Origin of the sequence: Sphingobium sp. BYY-5, from assembly GCF_022758885.1 — a bacterium.
In the GTDB taxonomy this organism is placed as follows: Bacteria; Pseudomonadota; Alphaproteobacteria; order Sphingomonadales; family Sphingomonadaceae; genus Sphingobium.
On the sequence record NZ_JALEBH010000001.1, the window covers coordinates 2,019,301 to 2,038,410 of the forward strand.

Annotated in this window: 20 protein-coding genes; 6 read left to right on the plus strand and 14 right to left on the minus strand. The window is 63.3% G+C overall.

Features of this window, described 5'->3' with window-relative positions; translation table 11 throughout:
* Positions 1-271 precede the first annotated feature (271 nt).
* Positions 272-1,450, minus strand: coding sequence for a succinyl-diaminopimelate desuccinylase (gene dapE / locus MOK15_RS09655; RefSeq protein WP_242931417.1), 1,179 nt, complete (start codon positions 1,448-1,450; stop codon positions 272-274).
* A 247-nt stretch (positions 1,451-1,697) separates the two neighbouring features.
* Between dapE and MOK15_RS09660 the strand changes: the two genes are divergently transcribed.
* The gene (locus MOK15_RS09660; protein ID WP_242932706.1) at positions 1,698-2,744 is read left to right on the plus strand and encodes an LD-carboxypeptidase; all 1,047 of its coding nucleotides are present in this window, start codon (positions 1,698-1,700) and stop codon (positions 2,742-2,744) included.
* A 3-nt stretch (positions 2,745-2,747) separates the two neighbouring features.
* Here MOK15_RS09660 and MOK15_RS09665 read toward each other — a convergent pair whose 3' ends face one another.
* The 4 genes from MOK15_RS09665 to MOK15_RS09680 all read right to left on the minus strand — a co-directional run bounded on the left by MOK15_RS09665 (position 2,748) and on the right by MOK15_RS09680 (position 6,446).
* On the minus strand, positions 2,748-3,332 hold the full coding sequence (locus tag MOK15_RS09665; protein ID WP_242931418.1) for a histidine phosphatase family protein: 585 nt from the start codon (positions 3,330-3,332) through the stop codon (positions 2,748-2,750).
* A gap of 5 nt (positions 3,333-3,337) precedes the next feature.
* Positions 3,338-4,147, minus strand: a complete 810-nt coding sequence (gene kdsB / locus MOK15_RS09670) for a 3-deoxy-manno-octulosonate cytidylyltransferase (protein ID WP_278254244.1) — start codon at positions 4,145-4,147, stop codon at positions 3,338-3,340.
* Positions 4,144-5,154 carry a KpsF/GutQ family sugar-phosphate isomerase gene (locus MOK15_RS09675; RefSeq protein WP_242932707.1) on the minus strand — a complete coding sequence of 337 codons (1,011 nt, stop codon included), beginning with the start codon at positions 5,152-5,154 and terminating at the stop codon, positions 4,144-4,146. Before MOK15_RS09675 ends, kdsB begins: the two co-directional genes overlap by 4 nt.
* Before the next feature lie 296 nt (positions 5,155-5,450).
* On the minus strand, positions 5,451-6,446 hold the full coding sequence (locus MOK15_RS09680; protein WP_242931420.1) for an NAD-dependent epimerase/dehydratase family protein: 996 nt from the start codon (positions 6,444-6,446) through the stop codon (positions 5,451-5,453).
* Between the two features lie 145 nt (positions 6,447-6,591).
* On the opposite strand from MOK15_RS09680, the gene MOK15_RS09685 reads away from it, so the two are divergent.
* Together MOK15_RS09685 and MOK15_RS09690 are read left to right on the plus strand one after the other, a co-directional pair.
* Positions 6,592-7,707 (plus strand): GNAT family N-acetyltransferase, encoded by a 1,116-nt coding sequence (locus MOK15_RS09685; protein WP_242931421.1) that lies wholly within the window; start codon positions 6,592-6,594, stop codon positions 7,705-7,707.
* Positions 7,704-8,570 carry a cupin-like domain-containing protein gene (locus tag MOK15_RS09690; RefSeq protein WP_242931422.1) on the plus strand — a complete coding sequence of 289 codons (867 nt, stop codon included), beginning with the start codon at positions 7,704-7,706 and terminating at the stop codon, positions 8,568-8,570. Before MOK15_RS09685 ends, MOK15_RS09690 begins: the two co-directional genes overlap by 4 nt.
* Here MOK15_RS09690 and MOK15_RS09695 read toward each other — a convergent pair.
* From MOK15_RS09695 to bla, 3 genes are all read right to left on the minus strand, one after another.
* On the minus strand, positions 8,548-9,615 hold the full coding sequence (locus tag MOK15_RS09695) for a GNAT family N-acetyltransferase (protein WP_242931423.1): 1,068 nt from the start codon (positions 9,613-9,615) through the stop codon (positions 8,548-8,550). The genes MOK15_RS09690 and MOK15_RS09695 overlap by 23 nt on opposite strands.
* Positions 9,616-9,688: 73 nt before the next feature.
* Positions 9,689-10,054 (minus strand): DUF962 domain-containing protein, encoded by a 366-nt coding sequence (locus MOK15_RS09700; RefSeq protein WP_242931424.1) that lies wholly within the window; start codon positions 10,052-10,054, stop codon positions 9,689-9,691.
* Positions 10,055-10,099: 45 nt separating this feature from the next.
* Positions 10,100-11,158 (minus strand): class A beta-lactamase, encoded by a 1,059-nt coding sequence (bla, locus tag MOK15_RS09705; protein ID WP_242932708.1) that lies wholly within the window; start codon positions 11,156-11,158, stop codon positions 10,100-10,102.
* 97 nt (positions 11,159-11,255) lie between these two features.
* On the opposite strand from bla, the gene ung reads away from it, so the two are divergent.
* Positions 11,256-11,957: a uracil-DNA glycosylase gene (gene ung, locus MOK15_RS09710; RefSeq protein WP_242931425.1), complete on the plus strand. Its 702-nt coding sequence runs from the start codon at positions 11,256-11,258 to the stop codon at positions 11,955-11,957.
* Positions 11,958-12,101: 144 nt separating this feature from the next.
* Positions 12,102-12,455 carry a glycine zipper domain-containing protein gene (locus MOK15_RS09715; protein ID WP_242931426.1) on the plus strand — a complete coding sequence of 118 codons (354 nt, stop codon included), beginning with the start codon at positions 12,102-12,104 and terminating at the stop codon, positions 12,453-12,455.
* 142 nt (positions 12,456-12,597) lie between these two features.
* Here the strand turns inward: MOK15_RS09715 and rpoZ are convergent, their stop codons facing one another.
* Positions 12,598-12,942 (minus strand): DNA-directed RNA polymerase subunit omega, encoded by a 345-nt coding sequence (gene rpoZ / locus MOK15_RS09720; RefSeq protein WP_242931427.1) that lies wholly within the window; start codon positions 12,940-12,942, stop codon positions 12,598-12,600.
* A gap of 124 nt (positions 12,943-13,066) precedes the next feature.
* Here rpoZ and MOK15_RS09725 point away from each other — a divergent pair, with 124 nt between their 5' ends.
* Entirely contained in the window at positions 13,067-14,269 is a 1,203-nt protein-coding gene (locus MOK15_RS09725; protein ID WP_242931428.1) for a phosphatidylserine/phosphatidylglycerophosphate/cardiolipin synthase family protein, read from the plus strand.
* A gap of 63 nt (positions 14,270-14,332) precedes the next feature.
* Here the strand turns inward: MOK15_RS09725 and MOK15_RS09730 are convergent.
* From MOK15_RS09730 to MOK15_RS09750, 5 genes are all read right to left on the minus strand, one after another.
* Positions 14,333-15,084 (minus strand): IS5 family transposase gene (locus tag MOK15_RS09730; protein ID WP_242930478.1). Its coding sequence is split into 2 segments (ribosomal slippage): positions 14,333-14,754 and positions 14,754-15,084, totalling 753 coding nucleotides; the frame shifts between segments, so codons are not numbered across the junction.
* A 173-nt stretch (positions 15,085-15,257) separates the two neighbouring features.
* Positions 15,258-15,821 (minus strand): hypothetical protein, encoded by a 564-nt coding sequence (locus MOK15_RS09735; protein WP_242931429.1) that lies wholly within the window; start codon positions 15,819-15,821, stop codon positions 15,258-15,260.
* Entirely contained in the window at positions 15,818-17,167 is a 1,350-nt protein-coding gene (locus MOK15_RS09740; protein WP_242931430.1) for a HAMP domain-containing sensor histidine kinase, read from the minus strand. Before MOK15_RS09740 ends, MOK15_RS09735 begins: the two co-directional genes overlap by 4 nt.
* Complete coding sequence (locus tag MOK15_RS09745) at positions 17,160-17,870, minus strand: response regulator transcription factor (protein WP_242931431.1); 711 nt, start codon at positions 17,868-17,870, stop codon at positions 17,160-17,162. Before MOK15_RS09745 ends, MOK15_RS09740 begins: the two co-directional genes overlap by 8 nt.
* Positions 17,871-17,960: 90 nt before the next feature.
* Positions 17,961-18,791: a sulfite exporter TauE/SafE family protein gene (locus MOK15_RS09750; protein ID WP_242931432.1), complete on the minus strand. Its 831-nt coding sequence runs from the start codon at positions 18,789-18,791 to the stop codon at positions 17,961-17,963.
* Between the last annotated feature and the right edge of the window lie 319 nt (positions 18,792-19,110).

The following is a 19,110-nucleotide window of genomic DNA, read 5'->3' on the forward strand; positions in this document are numbered from 1 at the left end:
CCCCTCCCTTAAAAGGGAGGGGAGAAAGAAGGTCCGCTTATGGTCGCTTCCTGCCATCCCCCTTTCGTCATCCCGGGCTTGACCCGGGATCCCGCTTCCTTCTTCTGATCGAAAAGTTGAGTACACAAAGCAATAGTGGGACCCCGGGGCCATGCCCGGGGTGACGATTGTAGGGATGCCCTCGCCCCCGGGAGCCACGCGCGTTCACGCGTGCGTGCGTGTGTGCGCCACAATGTGAAGTGGTCTTCAGCCCTCCCCACTCGGGGCGGAATCAGGCCCGTGCCAGCGTCCGTTCCACCACCAGCGCATAGATGCGCGTCAGGTCATGCAAATCCTGGACCGCGACCGCCTCATCCAGCTTGTGCATGGTCGCGTTGTTGAGGCCGAACTCCACCACCGGGCAGAGACGCGAGAGGAAGCGTGCGTCGGAGGTGCCGCCGGTAGTCGACAGTTCGGTTTCCACACCGGTCACGTCGCGGATGGCAGCGCTCACCAGATCGGATAGCGCGCCCGGCTGCGTCAGGAAGGGCTCGCCGCTGATCCGCGCCTCCACCACGCCGCCCTCTTGCGCCGCAATCGCCCGAATCCGCTCGATCAGAGATGCCCCGCTATGCCGGTCGTTGAAGCGGATCGAGATGCGCGCCGTCGCCTTGCCCGGAATGACGTTGTGCGCGGCGTTGCCGACTTCCAGGTCGGTGATCTCGATATTGCTGGGCTGGAACCAGTCGGTGCCTTTGTCCAGCACCTCCGCCTCGACCAGCGACAGGATGCGGACCAGCCGGGGGATCGGATTGTCGGCCAGATGCGGATAGGCGACATGGCCCTGCGCGCCCGCGACGCTGATCCACATATTGACCGATCCGCGTCGACCGATCTTCACCACGTCGCCCAGCCGCTGGGAGGATGTCGGCTCCCCCACCAGGCAAAGATCGGGGCGCAAGCCGCGCGCCGCCATCCGCTCCATCAGCGCCAGCGTGCCATAGACTGCCGGTCCTTCCTCATCCCCGGTGATGATGAGGCTGATCGTGCCGGGCAGGTCCCCGGGCAGCTCGCCCAGCGCCGCGACGAAAGCCGCGATCGATCCCTTCATGTCCACAGCCCCCCGGCCGTAAAGCAGGTCGCCGCGGATTTCCGGCGCGAAGGGATCGCTGGCCCAGCCCGGCCCCGGCGGTACCACATCCAGATGTCCCGCAAAGGCAAAATGCGGCCCCGCGCCCATGGTGCGCCAGGCGAGGAGATTTTCGACCGGCCCGTCGGGCGCCTCCCCCGTGACAAAGCGATCGACGGTGAAGCCCAGCGGCGTCAGCATGGCCTCCAGAACCGCAAAGACATCGCCGGTGGCGGGCGTTACGGAAGGACAAGCCAGCAGGTGTCGGGCCAGGGCCACGACATCATCCTTGGGATCACTATAGCCATTGGGGCTGGGGTCATTGGGGCTGGTCATGCTCATTGCGCGGGGTTAGCGAAAGCCAGGCCCGTTGGCCAGCGGCAGGAGCAGGGCGATGCCCAGGATAGAGCTTGAGCAGATCGCACAGACGAACAGAACCACCTATCCCGCCGATCATGGAAAGCGCCGACGATTGCATATTCGTCGCCTTTTTTAGCCGCCATCCTTTGGGCAATTGCCACTATTCGGATATCGACATGCTATGGGCCAACGGGGCCTACCGCCACAAGGATGGGAGCAGCTATTGACGATGCAGATGGACCGGCGCGCATGGATGACAGGCGCGGGGATGGCGGGCATGGGCGCGATGCTGGGCGCAGTGCCGGCCCCTGCAATGGCTGCGGCGGGGCTGACTCGTCCGCCCCGGCTGCGGCAGGGCGATACGGTCGGGCTGATCGAACCGGCGGGCTTCACTGACGACGCCTTCGACCTGGATCTGGCCAGGGAAACGATCACAGCCATGGGCCTCAACCCCACGCCGGCACGCCATCTGACCGCGCGCTATGGCTATCTGGCTGGCGAGGATGCGGATCGCGCGGCCGACGTGAATGCGATGTTCGCCGATCCTGAAGTGCGAGCTGTGTTCGCGGTACGAGGCGGCTGGGGCTGCGCGCGCATCCTGCCGCTGCTGGACTTTGCAACGATCCGGAAAAATCCCAAACTGCTGGTCGGCTTCTCCGATATCACGGCGCTGCACCTGGCCTTCGCTGCGAAGGCGGGCTTCACCACCATCCACGGTCCCAATGCGTCGAGCAGTTGGGGCAGCTATAGCTGGGACGCCTTCCGAGCGGTTGCGTTCGACGGTGCAACGCCGACCTTCGCCAATCCGGTGGGGCATGAGGACCGGCTGGTGCAGCGCGCCGGGCGCATCCGTACCTTCGGCCCCGGCGTGACGCGCGGCCGGCTGCTGGGCGGCAACCTGACCGTGCTGGCGGCGCTGATGGGGACGCCCTGGCTGCCGGACTTTTCCGGCGCGATCCTTTTCATCGAGGATGTAAGCGAGCAACCCTACCGGATCGACCGGATGCTGACCCAGTTAAGCCTGGCCGGCGTGCTGGGCAAGCTGGCCGGGGTGGTATTCGGGCAATGCACCGACTGCGGCCCGGCCGGGGCCAGCTTCGGCGGCTTCACTTTGTCGGAAGTGCTGCAACAACATCTGGAGCCGCTCGGCATCCCCGCCTTCCAGGGCGGCCAGTTCGGCCATGTCGCCAATCAATATAGCCTGCCGCTCGGCGTGCAGGCGGAAATGGATGCGACGGCGGGCACGATCCGGTTGCTCGAACCGGCGGTCGCCTGAAGGTCAGGGCCTTTCGTCCCAGCGGACCAGACGGACGTTCCCGTCCCGGTCCGCCACAAATTCACCGAACGCCCCCGTGCGCAGCTTGCGCGGGGGCAAGCCCAATGCCAGCAGCGCGAACCGGGCCGCGCCGTTGCTGGTGACGAGCAGGTCGACGCCTTCCTCCTGCTCGGCGAAGAAAGCCCGCCAGGCGGCAAGGCGTGCTTCCGCATCGACAATCCAGCCGTCGGGAGCGATCCCCTGCTCCTCCCATCGAGCGAGCGCCGCCGCGCCGATCCGCGCCAGCACTTCCGTCTCCGGACGCCCTTCGTCGGGACCATGGTCGATCTCCCCCAGCCAGTCACGCACGCCGTCCGGCGCATGGCCTGTCGCGGCGGCAATTGCCTGCGCCGTTTCGCGGGCGCGCAACAGCGGACTGTAAAGGAGGCGGCGGACAGAAATGCCCTCATCGGCGAACCAGGCGCCAAGCCGATCCGCCTGGGCATGGCCGCTGTCTACCAGCGGAATGTCGGTGCGTGCACCAACCCTGCGCGGCTCTTCGCCGCTGGCGAAGGTGTTGCCGTGGCGGATGACGAAGATGCGGCGCATGACGATCAGAGCGAGGGCGTGGGATCGCCATGTTCGGCGATCAACCGCTCGACGCGGATGATGTCCGCTTCGGTGTCGATCCCCGAACTGTCGAAGCGGGGTGGATCGACCGCGACGGTCATGACGGGAATACCCAGTTCCAGCAGGCGCAGTTGCTCCAGCCCTTCAACTGTTTCGAGCGCGGTCGGCGCACAGGCTTCAAACCGGCGCAACGCATCCAGCGCATAGCCATAGAGGCCGACATGGCGCCAGACCGGCGAAACCGGATGGCTGGCGCGCAGCTTGTCCTCATTGCGGATCGCCGGAATGATCGCCTTGGAAAACCAGAGCGCCTGCCCATCCGACGCGCGCGCGCAGGTGGTGCCGCTGAAGGGCGAACGCATCTTATGATCGCGCAGGGCACCGAGCGCCGGCCAGTCGAGCGCAATCACCGGCGTGGCGACTTCGGCCCCCTGCTCCAGCGCCGCGATCACCGCGCCAAGCGCCCCTTCCGGCTGGAAAGGCGAATCCCCCTGGAGGTTGACGACGAACTGCGGTGTTGTGGACATGGCCAATGCGGCGGCGAGGGCGCGACCCGATCCGGTAGCGATGGCGCTGTCGGTCATCACCGCGTGGCATCCGACGGCCTGCGCATGGTCAGCGATTTCTGCATCGTCGGTGGCAACGATCAGCGTGATGTTGGAGCGACCGGCGATGGCCGCGCGCGCCATCGCGATCGTGCGGTGCAGCAACGTGCGCCCGGCGATCAGCCGCAATGGCTTGCGCGGCAGACGGGTCGAGCCGGCGCGCGCGGGAATGACGACGAGATGGTTCAGGCAATCCCGGCGTGCAGCAGGTCATGCATATGAAGCGCGCCCCTCAACCGACCATTTTCGCATACGAAGAGCAGCATGATATTGCGCTCCTGCATCAAATGCAGCGCCTCTGTCGCCAGTTCATCCGGGGTGACGGACTGCGGCGTGGTGGTCATGAAGCGCCCGACCGATTCGGTCAGATTCTGCTTGCCCGTCACGGTTCGGCGCAAATCCCCATCAGTAAAGGCGCCGATCAAAGAACCACTACGATCGACGATCGCCGTTCCGCCCAGGCGGCCCCGCGTCATTTCGATCGTGGCGTCCAGCAGCGTCGCATCTTCGCGGACCGTCGGCACATTCTCGCCGGTCGCCATCAATTCGCGGACCTTCAGCAATTGTGCGCCCAGCCGGCCATTGGGATGAAATTTATGGAAGTCATCGGCGGAAAACCCACGCATTTCCATCAATGAAATGGCCAGGGCATCGCCGAAGGCCATCTGCACCGTCGTCGAAGTCGTTGGCGCAAGGGCATTGGGACAAGCCTCCTGCACGTCAGGCATCAGGACACAGATGTCGGCTGCCATAGCAACCGTGCTATGCGGCTGAGCGGTCATTGCCAGCAACGGGATAGCGAAACGCTTGCAATATTGGATGATCGGACCGAGTTCGGTCGACTCCCCTGAATGAGACAACATCAGCACCACGTCGTCTCGCGTCACCATGCCAAGATCGCCATGACCGGCATCGGCGGGATGCAGGAAGATTGCCGGCGTGCCGGTGGAGGTAAGCGTCGCCGTCATCTTCCGTGCGACGATCCCGCTCTTGCCGATCCCGGTCACGATCACGCGACCACGGACATTCATGAGCATACCCACGAGGCGGAGAAATGTGGCGGCGAAATCCCGTTCGTTGAAGCAAGCCTCTAACGCTTGCAACCCGCTGGCCGCGATCGATAAACTTCGACAAGCCGTCTCAACAATATGTCCGCCGGAACCGAATGGTACAATCTTAGATGCTGATGTTGACACGCGCTTGCCCTTTTTTCCGCCCAAGCCTGCAAGCAACCACTCACAGCCACGGACGGCGACCAACCGCCGAATTCGGCGTGGAAGTCTACCTTCGTTTCGCGACCCCTTGCCGAAACACGTCCGGCGCAGAGTGACCGTCTACGCTGTTTCAGGCACTTATGGCAATCTACTTTGCAGATGCGAAAGAAATCTTTGGCAAAATCCACGGAAGCATCGGCCATGAAACAAGCCAAGATGACTTTATGGGACGATAAACCGCGCATCCTTTTTGCCACTCAGCCATGCGCGCCTTCGCATTAGCGGTGATAGTCCCGATACCAGTCGACGAATCGCGGCACGCCCGACTCGATGGCGGTCGTGGGCGCAAAGCCGATATCCTGGGCAATGGCGCTGATATCGGCGAAAGTCGCATGGACATCGCCAGGCTGCATCGGCTGGAAATCAATCTCGGCCTTGCGATCGATCGCATCCTCCAGCACGGCGATCAGGTGCATCAATTCCTCCGGCCGGTTGTTGCCGATATTGTACAAGCGGTGCGGCGCGCGGCTGCCGCCCGCCTTGACCGCGCCGTCGTCGGCAGGCGGATGGTCCAGGCAACCCAATATGCCCGTCACGATATCGTCGATATAGGTGAAATCGCGTTGCATCCGACCATGGTTGAAGACCGGGATCGGCTCGCCCGCCAGGATCTTGGAGGTAAAGATCCACATCGCCATGTCGGGCCGGCCCCAGGGGCCATAGACTGTGAAGAAGCGCAAACCGGTCATGGGTATGCGGAAAAGATGGGCATAGGTTTCGCTCATCAGCTCGTCGGCGCGCTTGGTCGCTGCATAAAGCGAGACGGGATGATCGGCCCGGTCCTCGACCCGGAAGGGGAGGCTGTCATTGCCGCCATAGACCGAGGAGGAGGAGGCGTAGACCAGATGCCGCACGCGGCGCTCACGCGCCAGTTCGAGCATGTTCACATGACCCGCCAGGTTGGAGCGGACATAGGCGTGCGGGTTGATGAGCGAGTAACGGACGCCCGCCTGCGCACCCAGATGGACGATCGCTTCGATCACCTGATCGTGCAGCGCATTCTGGACCGCATCCATGTCAGCAAAATCCAGCTCATAGAAGGTGAAGAGCTTGCCATGGGACTGGTGCAGTGCATCCAGCCGGGCGCGCTTGAGCGACACGGGATAATAGTCGTTGATATTGTCGATGCCGACAACCGCATGGCCCTGCGCCATCAGCCGATCGGCGACATGCATACCGATGAAGCCTGCAGCGCCAGTGACCAGAATCGTCATGCTTCTTCTCCTCAGGATGCAGTGCCTCGTCTCTGCCGAACCGATGGCGGATGTAAACCCCTGTGTTGGCATTACCGCCGGACCGGTAGGCATCAGGGCTGGTCCGCTTAGGCTTTCCCTAATCTTTCCGGCCTAAGGAGAGGATATGGACATGGCTGCCCATCCATATCCGCCCTCGACCGATGCGCCGGCGCGCTGGTCCACGCTGGCGCAGGAAGCGGCGGAGGCTAATGCCTTCTACGCGCCCGACATGCTGGGCGCGGCGCTCGATCATCTCGCCGCCGATGGCACGGTACGGCTAATCGAGGCGCAAAGCGACAATGGGCTGATCGGCCTGCTGCCAATGGTCGTACGACACCGCCATGGCCGGATACCATTCAACTGTGTTTCCAACTGGATGCACGATCACTGCTTCTTTGGCGCGCCTATCGTCCGCCAGGGGCAGGAACTGGCAGCATGGCACAGCTTCATGGCCCAGATTGACGCGGCCCCCTGGGCGCGCGGCTTCCTGCATCTGCAGGGGATCGACGCGGCCGGCGCCAATGCCGCCGCGATTGAGGCGCTATGCGTCGAGCAACGACGCGGCTGGCGTGAGATTCATCGCTACGACCGCGCGATGCTGCGATCGGACCTGGATGCCGACGCCTATTGGGAAACGCAGGTCCGGTCCAAGAAGCGCAAGGAATTGCGGAGATTGCAGAAGCGATTGGCCGACTTGGGCGCAGTCGAGCAACGGCTGCTGACCGATCCGGCCGAGCTTGCCGTATGGTGTAGCGATTTCATGACTCTCGAAGCCTCCGGATGGAAAGGCCGGGAAGGCACGGCGATCGCCTGCAAGCCCGCCGACACCGCCTTTTTCCGCGCTGCCTGCGCCGCCGCCTGCGATGCGGGGCGATTGCACATGCTGCGGATCGACCTGGACGGACGGGCGATCGCCATGCTGGTCAATTTCCGCCACGGCGACGGCGCCTTTTCCTTCAAGATCGCCATCGACGAGGAACTGGGCCGCTTTTCTCCCGGCGTGCTGATCGAGATCGCCAACCTGCACGCCGTACAAGGCGATCCAACCATCGGCTGGATGGACAGTTGCGCCGCCGTCGATCATCCGATGATCGACAGCCTGTGGGCCGAGCGCCGCACCATCGTGCAATATCGCATCGCGCTGCGTGGCAAAGGCATGGCCCGCTTGCAACGCAGCGCCGCTTTCGCCTTTGCCAATGGCGTCGAGACGCTTGCCGGCTTTCTGAAAGGACAGGGATGACCGCCCATTCCATCGCGGCCGATCAGGTGGCCACCTTCCCCGATAGCGCACGCGATGCCTTTGCCGCAGCCTATCCCGACCAGCCAGCCAGACTGACCCACGGGCTGGTCGGCCATGTGCTGTTGCATCTGGACGCACTGGCGCAGTTGGCGGAGCGGATGCCGGCATCCTCGGTCGAATATAATCTGGGCAAGCTGCCATTGGGTGTGCAACCGGAGGATACGCCGTCCAACGGATTGACCCTGGGCGAGACGATCCGCACGATCGAGACCAACGGCAGTTGGGCGGTACTCAAGAATGTTGAGCGTGATCCCGCCTATGCCGCGTTGCTCGACGCCGTGTTGGCAGAGTTGGAATCGATCGTCGTCGAACAGACTGGACCGATGCTGCATCGGGAGGCCTTCATCTTCCTTTCGTCCCCCAACAGCGTCACGCCCTTCCACATGGACCCGGAGCATAATATCCTGCTTCAGATCATGGGGACCAAATCCATGACCGTCTTTCCCGCCCGCGACGAACAACTGGTTCCCGCGCAGAAGAGCGAAGATTTCCACAATGGCGGGCATCGCAACCTGGTGTGGCGGGATGGGTTCAAGGCGCGCGGCGCGCCCTTCCCGCTCACGCCGGGTGAGGCCGTCCATGTGCCGGTTAAAGCGCCGCACTTCGTGGAAAATGGTCCGGCGGTGTCGGTGAGCCTGTCCGTAACCTGGCGGTCCGAACGATCGGTGGCGGAAGGGGAGCTTCACAGCTTCAACGCGCTGTTGCGTCGGCGCGGCCTGCCGGTCGGCACGGTCCGTGCGCAACCGGAAAAACAAAGCCTGCGCCGTTTCGCCTATCGCATCATGCGGAAGCTGGGCGCCTGAACAGCCGGCGCAGCAGCGCCTCCGCCTCCAGCCGGGGTGTGAAACGCTCGATCACCCACCATTCCAGCCGTTCTTCGCAGGTGGCAAGGCTCTGTTTGTAGCGATCCTTACCCGCCAGGAAGGAATAGCGTCTGAGGCCCCGTCCGGCATAGCGGTCGACTGCCGCCGCATGGCAGAGCAGGCCCGGCTTATCCTTGGTCCCGCGCGGTTCGGTAAAGGCTGATTGATAGTTCATCGCCACGCCACGATGCACGAAATTGACGAGCAGGCCGACCACTTCCCCCCCATCGGTGAAGCGCAGCAGCTCGATCTGCCCGCCAGGCAGGCCGCGCGCCGCAAGGGTAGCGACGAACCTTCGGAAACCGGCATCATCCCAGGCATTGTCGGCGTGCCGCCCCCTGTTGAGCGCGGCCATCTCCTCGATCCAGGGAGCGATGTTCATCGGCGTCCCGGTCGTGACTTCGGGCAGCACGCCACCCCGGTCCTTGATGGCACGCCGAATCTGGCTGCGGCTATTGGCGCTGAGCAGCGACAGATAATCGCCATCGGCGGCGCGCACGGCATCAAGATCGACCTGATAAACCGGGGAGGCGTCGATGCAGCTATGGCGACGCCCAGGCAGATCCAGCAACGGCGCGCCCGGCGCGATGCCGCTCAGCCGCAGCACGCGCCAGTCGGGCCGGCGCGCCAGCGCGTCGATGGCAGCAACGGACGCCTCTATTTGGCGGTCCGTTTCTGCCAGCAAGCCATTATATTCGACATAGGGGCGATCAACGGCCCGATCGCCCATCTGGTTCAGGCTGAGCGTCGCGACCGGTCCCAGCAGACGTCGCCGCATGGCATGGCCGACCAGCGCCAGCGCTACATCCCGCCCTTCCCCGTCCGTGACTGCCAGCAATTCAGGCTGGATGGCGTAATTGTCGAGCCAGGCATCCAGCCAGGTCCAGCCCAGGAAGAAGGAGCCATCCGATCGCGCCTCCAGCGCCCGCCAGCGCGGAGCGAGAGCCGCCCGATCAGGCCGGGAGAAGGTCGCTGTGAGAGCCATCGCGCCCCTTGTGGCAGAGGAGCACGCCGGGTCAAGCGGCGCATCTGCATACGCCCTCTCCCCATCCCGCTGTTCAGGCGACAATCCGTCGCGCGGGATCGACGGTTCCGTCAGGATTGACGCCCGCCCTGGCAAGGTCGCGCTTTATCCCACCGGTCAGGAAACGGTGCCACATCATGAAATCGGCCCGAAGCGACCAGAGCGGATGCCGAAAGGTCGCGGGGCGATTGCGCTCCACCAGACTATGGCCCACCCAGGCAAAGCCATAGCCCGCCAGCGGCAGCGCCACCACCATCCACCAGCGGCCGGTCAGCGGCGTCGCAATCGCCAGTATGATGACCAGACTGGTGCCCGCATAATGAAGCGCGCGCGTACCGGGACGCGCATGTTGTTGCAGATAATAGGGCCAGAAATCGCCAAAGCGCCTGATGCCGGTCATGGCCATCCTCTCCGGCCGCCAGCGTAGCGATACCCCCGAAACCCGTTAACTCTTATGCGTCAGACCGTGCGCCCTTTCGGGAGCGTAGAGGAAATAGTCATAGGCGGCCCGTGCCGCCTCCGCGATGACCCGGTCGCGCGCGACATGACCCTTGCTATCCTTCATCACGAAGACGACAACGGCGAACCTGCGCCCATCGGGCAGGCGCACTACGCCCACGTCATTCCCGATGCCGTTCAAGGAGCCGGTTTTGTGCGCGACCGCCGTGCCGGACGGCAACATGCCCGCAATCCTGGCCTTCCCCGTCTGACAATGCGCCATGATGGTGAAAAGACGCTGGGTGCTGTCAGGCTTTAGCGCACGGCCCGATTCATAGGCGGTGATAAGATCGAGCATCGCCGAGGGCGTGGACGTATCGCGCGGATCCATGATGAAGGCCGGATTGGGTAGATCGCGCATGTCCCGCACGCCAATCTGAGGGTCGGCGCGGCGCGCGGCATCGGCATTCTGGCGAAAGCTGCCCGACAGGGGACTGATACCCATGGCGCGATAGAGGAGATGCGCGGTGTCGCTGTCGACCCGCAGGCCGGTGACGCCCAGCTTCGCCACGAATCGAGTGATTGCCGCTGGTCCGCCAGCACGCGCGACCAGCACGTCGGTCGCATTGTTGTCGCTCTTCTGAAGCATCAGTTCGAGCAGCTTTTCGACCGAGAGCGTCGCGCCGGGACGCGAGAACATCCAGACGATGCCGCCCTCGCTCGCCAGCGCGGGGTCGAGCGCCAGTTGATCGTCCAGCCGCACTTCGCCGGCATCGATCAGCGCGAAAATCCTGCCGGCGACCGCGACCTTATAGGCGCTCGCCATCGGGAATAGCGTGTCGCCATGGAAGCTCTGGGTCTCACCGGTCTGCAAGTCGCGCACGGCAATCCCGACCGTACCGTCAGAAAGCGCGGCAAAACGCTCAAATTCCGCCAGCAACTTGGCCTGCGCCGTCTGCTCGACCAGCGGCTTGGGCGGCGGGCCGAAGGCGTCGGCGCTGGGCAGCGGCGCGAAGAACAGGCCAAGGGCGAACAAACAGGCGGAGATACGGGGCAATTGCGACATGGCAGCCTCCTCGCCCAACAAGGCGGCCATGACAAGCCCCTTGCCACCGACGCTCGATGGTTGACGCGCACGCCCGCGCGGACCATCACCACCGACCATGAGCGACACGATCAAACTGCACGAAAGCTGGCGTACGCCGCTGGCCGAGCAATTCGCCGCCCCGCACATGCAGGCGCTCAAGACCTTCCTGCAGACGGAGAAAGCTGCGGGGAAGCGCATCTTCCCCAAGGGCAGCGAATATTTCCGCGCGCTAGACCTCACCCCGCTCGACCAGGCAAAGGTAGTGATATTGGGGCAAGACCCCTATCATGGCGAAGGTCAGGCGCATGGACTGTGCTTTTCGGTCCAGCCCGGCGTGCGCACCCCGCCCTCTCTGGTCAATATCTACAAGGAGATGCAGGCGGACCTGGGCATCACGCCGGCGCGTCACGGCTTTCTGGAGCATTGGGCGAAACAGGGGGTGTTGCTGCTCAACAGCGTACTGACGGTGGAGATGGGCCGCGCCGCATCGCATCAGGGCAAGGGCTGGGAATTATTCACCGACGCGATCGTGCGCCTCGTCGCGCAGAAGGAGGAACCGGTCGTGTTCCTCCTCTGGGGCGCCTATGCCCAGCGCAAAGCGAGCTTTGTCGACCAGAACCGCCATCTGGTCATCAAGTCGGCGCACCCCTCCCCCCTGTCGGCGCATAATGGTTTTCTCGGCTCTCGCCCCTTTTCCAAGGCCAACGCCTTTCTGGAGGCCAAGGGACGCGGCGCGATCGACTGGGCCTTGCCGGAGATCGGGACGGCAATTCCGTAAGGCTCCGCACCTTTTAGCGGAATCTTCCATCTTGAGCAGAGTGCAATCTGAACGGCGGATAACAGCTCGGTTCAGGATCGGAACAAGGAAGCGATGCCATATCTCCGCCTGTAATCAAGAATTTCAGGTCTGGAGGAGAAAATCATGAACATCCGCAAAACCATACTGGCCACCGTGCTGGCTGCCGCCACCCTGTCGGCTATCGTGCCGTCGGTGTCCTATGCCCGTGACGGTGATCGTCGCTGGAGCCGCGACCGCCATTATCGCGACCATGACCGCCGCGATGGCTATTATGCCGACCGGCGCGGTTATCGCGACGATCGTCGTTATCGCTGCCGCAAGTCGGGCGGCACCACCGGCCTGCTGGTGGGCGGCGTCGCGGGCGCATTGCTGGGTCGGGCGGTCGATACCCATGGCGACCGGGCGCCGGGCACCATCATCGGCGCAGGCGCAGGCGCCCTGGCCGGCCGGGCAATCGACCGCAATTCCAAGTGCTGACGAGCGTGGTGTGGGATGGCTTCCAACAAGCCATCCCACATCCAGCAACTGACTTTCCCGGCATTTCTTGACCGGAGAATCGCGAGGCCCGGTCCTGCTTGCGCAGGCCGGGCCTCATTCCCTCTCCAAACTGGTCAGGCGATCAGCCGTCGTAGTCGCCGCCGATATTCTGATTGCGCGGCGGCGCAGCAGCGGTCAGGCGCAGAGCCTCCGCCGACTGGGCGATCGAACCAATCTCATCGGGCGTGTCGTCATCGTCGATCTGCACCTTCTGCAGCGACACGACCAGCGAATCATGCAGATCGTCCGGCAGAACCGTTTCTTCCGCAATCTCGCGCAGGGCAACGACGGGATTCTTGTCGCGGTCGCGGTCGAGCGTCAGCTCGGCGCCACCAGAAATTTCCCGCGCGCGCTGGGCGGCGAGTAGGACGAGGTCAAAACGGTTGGTAACCTTGTCGACGCAATCTTCGACGGTGACGCGGGCCAAACGGGGCCTCCTGAAAACAACGAATGGAAATCGTGAACCCGGCGCCTAGCAGCGCTATCCGCCTGAGTCAATGAAAAGGCCATAAAGCCATGGCAAGCTACGCCTAAAAAAGGCATGAAGTAGTATGGCGACCGTCAAGCCCGCCCCCCCGTCCGGCGACGCGGAAGAGATTCGCGTCACGCTGGCGGGCAATCGCCTGCGCCTTATCACGGAAGGAGCGGTGTTGCGCACGGCGTTGATCGCATTGATCGACCATGCGCGCCACAGCCTCAAACTCTATTATTATATCTTCGCCCAGGACGGCAGCGGGACACTGGTGCGCGATGCGCTGATCGCCGCGCGCGCACGCGGCGTGGCGGTGACGCTCATGGTCGACGGCTTCGGTTCCAGCTACACGCCCGACAGCTTTTTTGCGCCGCTGGTCGAAGCCGGGGCACATTTCGGGCGATTTGGCACGCGGCGCTCCACCCGATACCTGATCCGCAACCATCAGAAGATGGCGATAGCCGATGACCAGCGCCTGCTTATCGGCGGCTTCAATATCGAAGACGGCTATTTCGGCATCCCCGCCGACAATTGTTGGCGCGACCTCGGCCTGCTGGTCGAGGGCGATCAGGTCCAGGCGATGACCCGCTGGTATGGGCAGCTCTGGCGCTGGGTATCGACCAGGAAGCAACGCTTCCGGACGCTGCGCCAAATGGTGCGCAACTGGAATCCGACGCTGCATCATGCTCCGGCCGAACCCTTCCGCTGGCTGATCGGCGGCCCGACCCGGCGGCTGAGCCCATGGGCACAGGTCGTCAAACATGATCTGGACCATGCCCGGCGCGTCGACATGATCGCCGCTTATTTCTCGCCTGGACGCGGCATGTTGAAACGTATCGCACGAGCTACCCTGTACCAGGGCGCGCGCATCATCCTACCGGCGAAATCCGATAATGGCGCGACCGTCGCCGCCGCACGGCTGCTCTACGCCCCCCTGCTTCGTCGCGGAGTCGAGATTTACGAATACCAGCCCTGCAAGCTGCACATGAAACTGCTGGTCATCGATGATGCCGTCTTCATCGGCTCCGCCAATTTCGACATGCGCAGCCTGTTCCTGAACCTGGAGGTAATGCTGCGCATCGAGGATGCGGGCTTTGCCGCGGCGGTCCGTAATTTTATCACCGGCGAGGCAGCCGCAAGCCGCCAGATCACGCTGGAACAGCATCTTGCCAGCCGGACGTTCCTGACCTTGCTGAAGCAGGGGATCAGCTATCTGCTTGTCGGCGTGCTGGACTATACCGTCACGCGGCGGCTTAATTTCCGCGATCCGAACGCGGACTGAAGAGACAAACGGAATCCCCGACGCCAGACGACGTCCGCTTTTTAAACTAAGGGTTGTGGGGATTCATCGTGAATTGATGACGGCGGCAGCGAGATAGATCATTGCTGAGAAGCTTTGGTCTGTTTTGCAGGCACGCATGGCGATACGTTTGAACTCTTTGAGTTTGCAGAAGAAGTTTTCGATCAGGTGTCGCCATTTATACATTTCAGTGTCGAGCCGAATAGGTATGGCGCGGCGTGGATGCTGAGAGATGACGATCCTGGCACCGCGTTCGTTGAGATCGGCAATGATGTCGTTGCTGTCGAAAGCTTTGTCGGCAAGCAACGCCCCAAACTCGACGCCTTCGATCAGCGGGGCAACACCGACGCTATCGAAACGATTGCCCGGCATCAGGCGAAAGCGCACAAGGTTGCCCAAGGCATCGGTTAGCGCCAATATCTTGGTCGTCATGCCGCCTTTGGAGCGGCCAATGGCCTGGCTCGAAGTCCCCCTTTTGCACCTTGACCGTGCCGGTGAACTTTCACGATGGTCGCATCGATCATGGCGTATTCCATGTCTGGCTCCTCCGTCAAAGCATCGAAAATCCGCTTGAAAACATCCGCTTCGCGCCAATCACGGAACCGCCGAAACGCCGTACTCCAGTTGCCGAACTGGGCGGGCAGGTCGCGCCAAGGACTGCCCGTTCGCACAATCCACAGCACCGCCTCCATGAATAGTCGATTGTTCCTGCCGCTGCGTCCGGGATCGGTGATCTTGCCAAGACAATGCGGTTCCATCTTCGCCCACTGGGCGTCCGTCAGTACAAAACGATCCATCCGCACCAGGAAGCACAGTTGCCGCTAAATGGGAATCCTAAATCCCCACAATCCTTAGGGCGGATCGACATTCACAGTTTTAGGCGCTTCCCAAGCCGTCATGCCGGATCAGGTCCGGCATGACGTTGAAAATGAGGCTGAGGCTTCTGCTTTAACCTGAATGTCGATCGGTCCTAGCGAACGACGATGAAGAAGCTCGCCGGCGCAGCCCCGCCATTTTCGATCACGATATTGTAGCGATCGGTGAAGAGCGGCATCCAGGCGCAATCGACCTGCGGCCCGCCGACCGGCTTGGCGCACAGGGTCGCGCCATCCGCACCCTGAACACGCAGAGAAAGGCTGGTCGCGCCGCCCGCCGGCGCCACCAATATATGCGCGCGCTGCCCGCCCAGGAAAAGCTGTCGCATGGTCAGGCTGGCGCCGGGGACCAGCGAACCGCGCCGATACGCCGGCCCCAAGGCTCGCCCCCGGAAAGCGGGTGTCGCCTGCGCGACGCCGTGGTTGCTTGCTTCCCGCGCCCAGAGCGCGGCGAGATCCTCCTGCCCTTCGGCCGGCGTGGCGCCCAGCGCTTTCAACACCTGAACCGTATCAAGCAAGGCGGCATAATTGCCGCCCGCCTGTGCGGCGTCGCCTTCCAGCAAGGTGCGCAGGATCGGATCGTCGGGACGCATATCTGCCCCCCAGGCGGCTGACGGGGCGGCGGCAGCAAGCAATCCGGACAATAACAGCCTAATCATGGTCCATCCTCAGGCTGGACGACGAAGCGCGCGCCGGGCGCAGCGTCCTCCACATGCAGCGACAGCTCATGCCGCTCTGCAATCGCCAAAGCAAGGGAAAGGCCTAGACCATGGCCGCCGTCGGGCGCACCATCCAGACGGACATAGCGTTCGAAGATGCGTTGCCGGTCGGTCAGCGGTATGCCGGGACCGTCATCCTCCACGACGATCCGCGGCCCCGGCGACAGTTCGAGCGATACGGTCCCGCCGCTGGGCACATATTTGAAGCCATTGTCGAGCAGGTTGGACATAAGCCGCATCATCTGCATCGAGTCGGCGCGGAACATGATGCCCGGCGTGATACGAGCATGAAAACCGATGCCTAGATCCTCCGCGCTCGCGCCATAGAGATCGGCCAGGTTTTCGGCGATATCGCTGAGGCTGATTTCAGCCAAGCCTCGCAGATCGCCCCGCATTGCCTGTGTCCCCGCAATGTCCAGCAGCGAATCGAGCAGGCGGACAACCTCGCGTATTTCCCCACGCGACTGGTCGAGCGTGCGAAGCAGCATCTTGTCGTCCGTGGCCACCATCGCCTTGAGGATACGGGTGTCGAGATGCATGAGCGGCGTGCGTATCTCATGCGCGGTCTGGTCCGACACGGCGCGCTGCGCTTCGATCAGCCGTTCGACCTGATCCAGCATAGTGTTTGTATTGGCGGCGAGTTCGGTCAGCTCATCATTGTCCCCCGCCCCCGGCGCCCGCGCCGCGATATGGCCGGCCCGGACCGCTGCGAATGTGGCGTTCACGGATTCGACCCGCGCTCGCAGCCGACGCGCCGCGAAATGCCCCGCCACCAGGCTAAGCATCGCGATCAGCGCACCCGCGGTTGCGAACGCCACGGCCAGCCGGGCCAACAGCGCCTGGCCACGATAGTCGCTGCGCCCGACGACCAACCGCGCATCAGGACCGAGCCGGGTCGCCCGCGCGAACATGCGTTCACCGTTCGAGAGCGCAACGAAGCGCGCCTCCGACACTTCGGGCGCGATGGCCGGCCATCGGTCGAGATTGCCCGCGACCGGATGTCCGTCGGCATCTGCCAACAGATACCAGACACGTTCGTCATCTTCCCGCTGGACGGCGAACCGATCCGCGATACGCGCCCGCAGCTCTTCATACCCGCCACTGACATAAATATCGGCAAGGCCGGCAAGGTCTGTATCGACCTCCCGCGCCAGCATCGCCCGCCCGTCACCATCCACGATCTGCCGGACCACGAGGAACAGGGCGAACGTCGAAAGCAGGCTGACCAGGAGCGCCGACAGCGTGACCCGGCCAAAAACCGAGTGAAACAGGCCAGTCCTAGACATCCGCCGAGCCGGTTCGGGCGATCAATCGATAGCCCGTGCCCCACACGGTTTCGAGTACCGGACTGTCGAACCCGTCCTCCAGCTTGCGCCGAAGGCGCCCGACATTGACGTCGACGACATTGGTCTGGGGATCGAAGCTCAATTTCCAGACATGGCGCAGCAGCATTTCGCGCGTCACCACCTCACCCGCATGATCCATCAGATAGCGGAACAGTTCGAACTCCTTGGGCGACAGCGGCAGGTGCCGCCCCTGGCGAAAGACAGTGCGCGCCTTCACATGGCATTCCAAGTCGCCGAACAGCAGCATCGGCTCATGCTGACGGCGGCTGGCCCGGCGCCAGAGCGCGCGGACGCGCGCGATCAGTTCGTCCGGTTCGAAGGGTTTGGCAAGATAATCATCCACGCCGCTTTCAAGGCCTTCGACCCGATGCTCGCTGCGGCCAAGAGCAGACAGCATCAGAACGGGCACGCCGACCCCGGCGACGCGCATACGGGTAACGACGTCGATGCCCGACAGATAGGGCAACATGCGATCGAGGATGATGACATCATATCCGCCACTGCCGGCGCGGTGCAGCCCGGCCGAGCCATCCTCCACCTGCTCCACAATCATACCGGCGCTGCTCAATATGGCGGCGATATTGGCGCGCGCCGCCGCATCATCCTCCACCAGCAAGACGGAAATTTGATCGGACTGCCCCATAATGCCTCCCGCTCGCAGATAATGCGAAAGGCCGCCAGTGACAAAATATGTTAGCGGGTCACTGGCGCACCGGCCGGGACGATAGTCGCTTTACCCGTTGACCGCGTTGCGGAACATGATGACGGCGATGACGATCAGATAAACGCCGAAGATTTTCTTGAGTGGTCCGGCCGGCAGGCTGTGCGCGGCGGCGACGCCGAGCGGTGCGGTCAGCATCGACATGGAGGCGATCGCCAATGTCGCGGGCACGTTGATATAGCCCAGCGATCCCCAGGGCAGACCGGCTTCCTTGAAGCCGATGATGGCGAAGCCGATCGTGGTGGGAATGGCGATCAACGTGCCGATGCCGGAGGCGGTGGCGATGGCGCGGTGGATCGTGCGGCCGCACAAGGTCATCACCATGATCGCGATCACGCCGCCGCCGATGCCCAGCAGCGAAGAAAAAGTCCCTAGGCCGCCGGCGATGCCCATGCGCACGATGCCTGACGGCATGGTGTCGCTGACAACCTTGCCGTTGATGCTGGGCAGCAGGAAGTTCAGAGACATGAGCGCCACGCCGGTCGCGAAGATCATCTTGAGCGTGTTGCCGTTGACATGGCCGGCAAGCAGCACGCCCGCGCCGCAGCCCAGCACGATCCAGGGCGCCCACGCCTTGAGCACCTCAAATTCCACTGCCCCGCGCTTGGCATGGGCCAGCAGGGAGCGGATCGAGGTGACGATGATGGTAGCCGCCGACGTGCCGATGGCGACGTGAGCGATGGCGTCATGTGTGCCCCCCAGCAACGGCAGCACCACCAGCAGAGCTGGCACGACGACGAAGCCGCCGCCGATGCCAAAAATGCCCGCCGCGAAACCAGCGATGAGGCCCGCGCCGAGCATGGCGACAAGTGGAACCAGCCAGGTCATGATATCGCCCTGCATCACCGCGCCCCTTTCTGCCCAATGTGGTCAGCGCGCATGTTGGTGCGATCGCCTCTACGGATCAAGGCGGCGAATGTGGAGATATCGACCATGACGTTAAACCATGCCTCTCTTCGGCGAAACCAGGATGCATGGGGGGCATGTGGTCATGTCCCCCTGCCCGGCTAGACGAACGAGGGATGGGAACCCGCAAGCCCTTCTTCCATGGTCGGATGCAAACGAGAAACAATGTACGGAAATGCAGGGCTGGCGACACCGGAAAAATAAACGGCGCCAACCCCAAGGGGGCTGGCGCCACTTTGTTCGGGCCGGCCGGAGA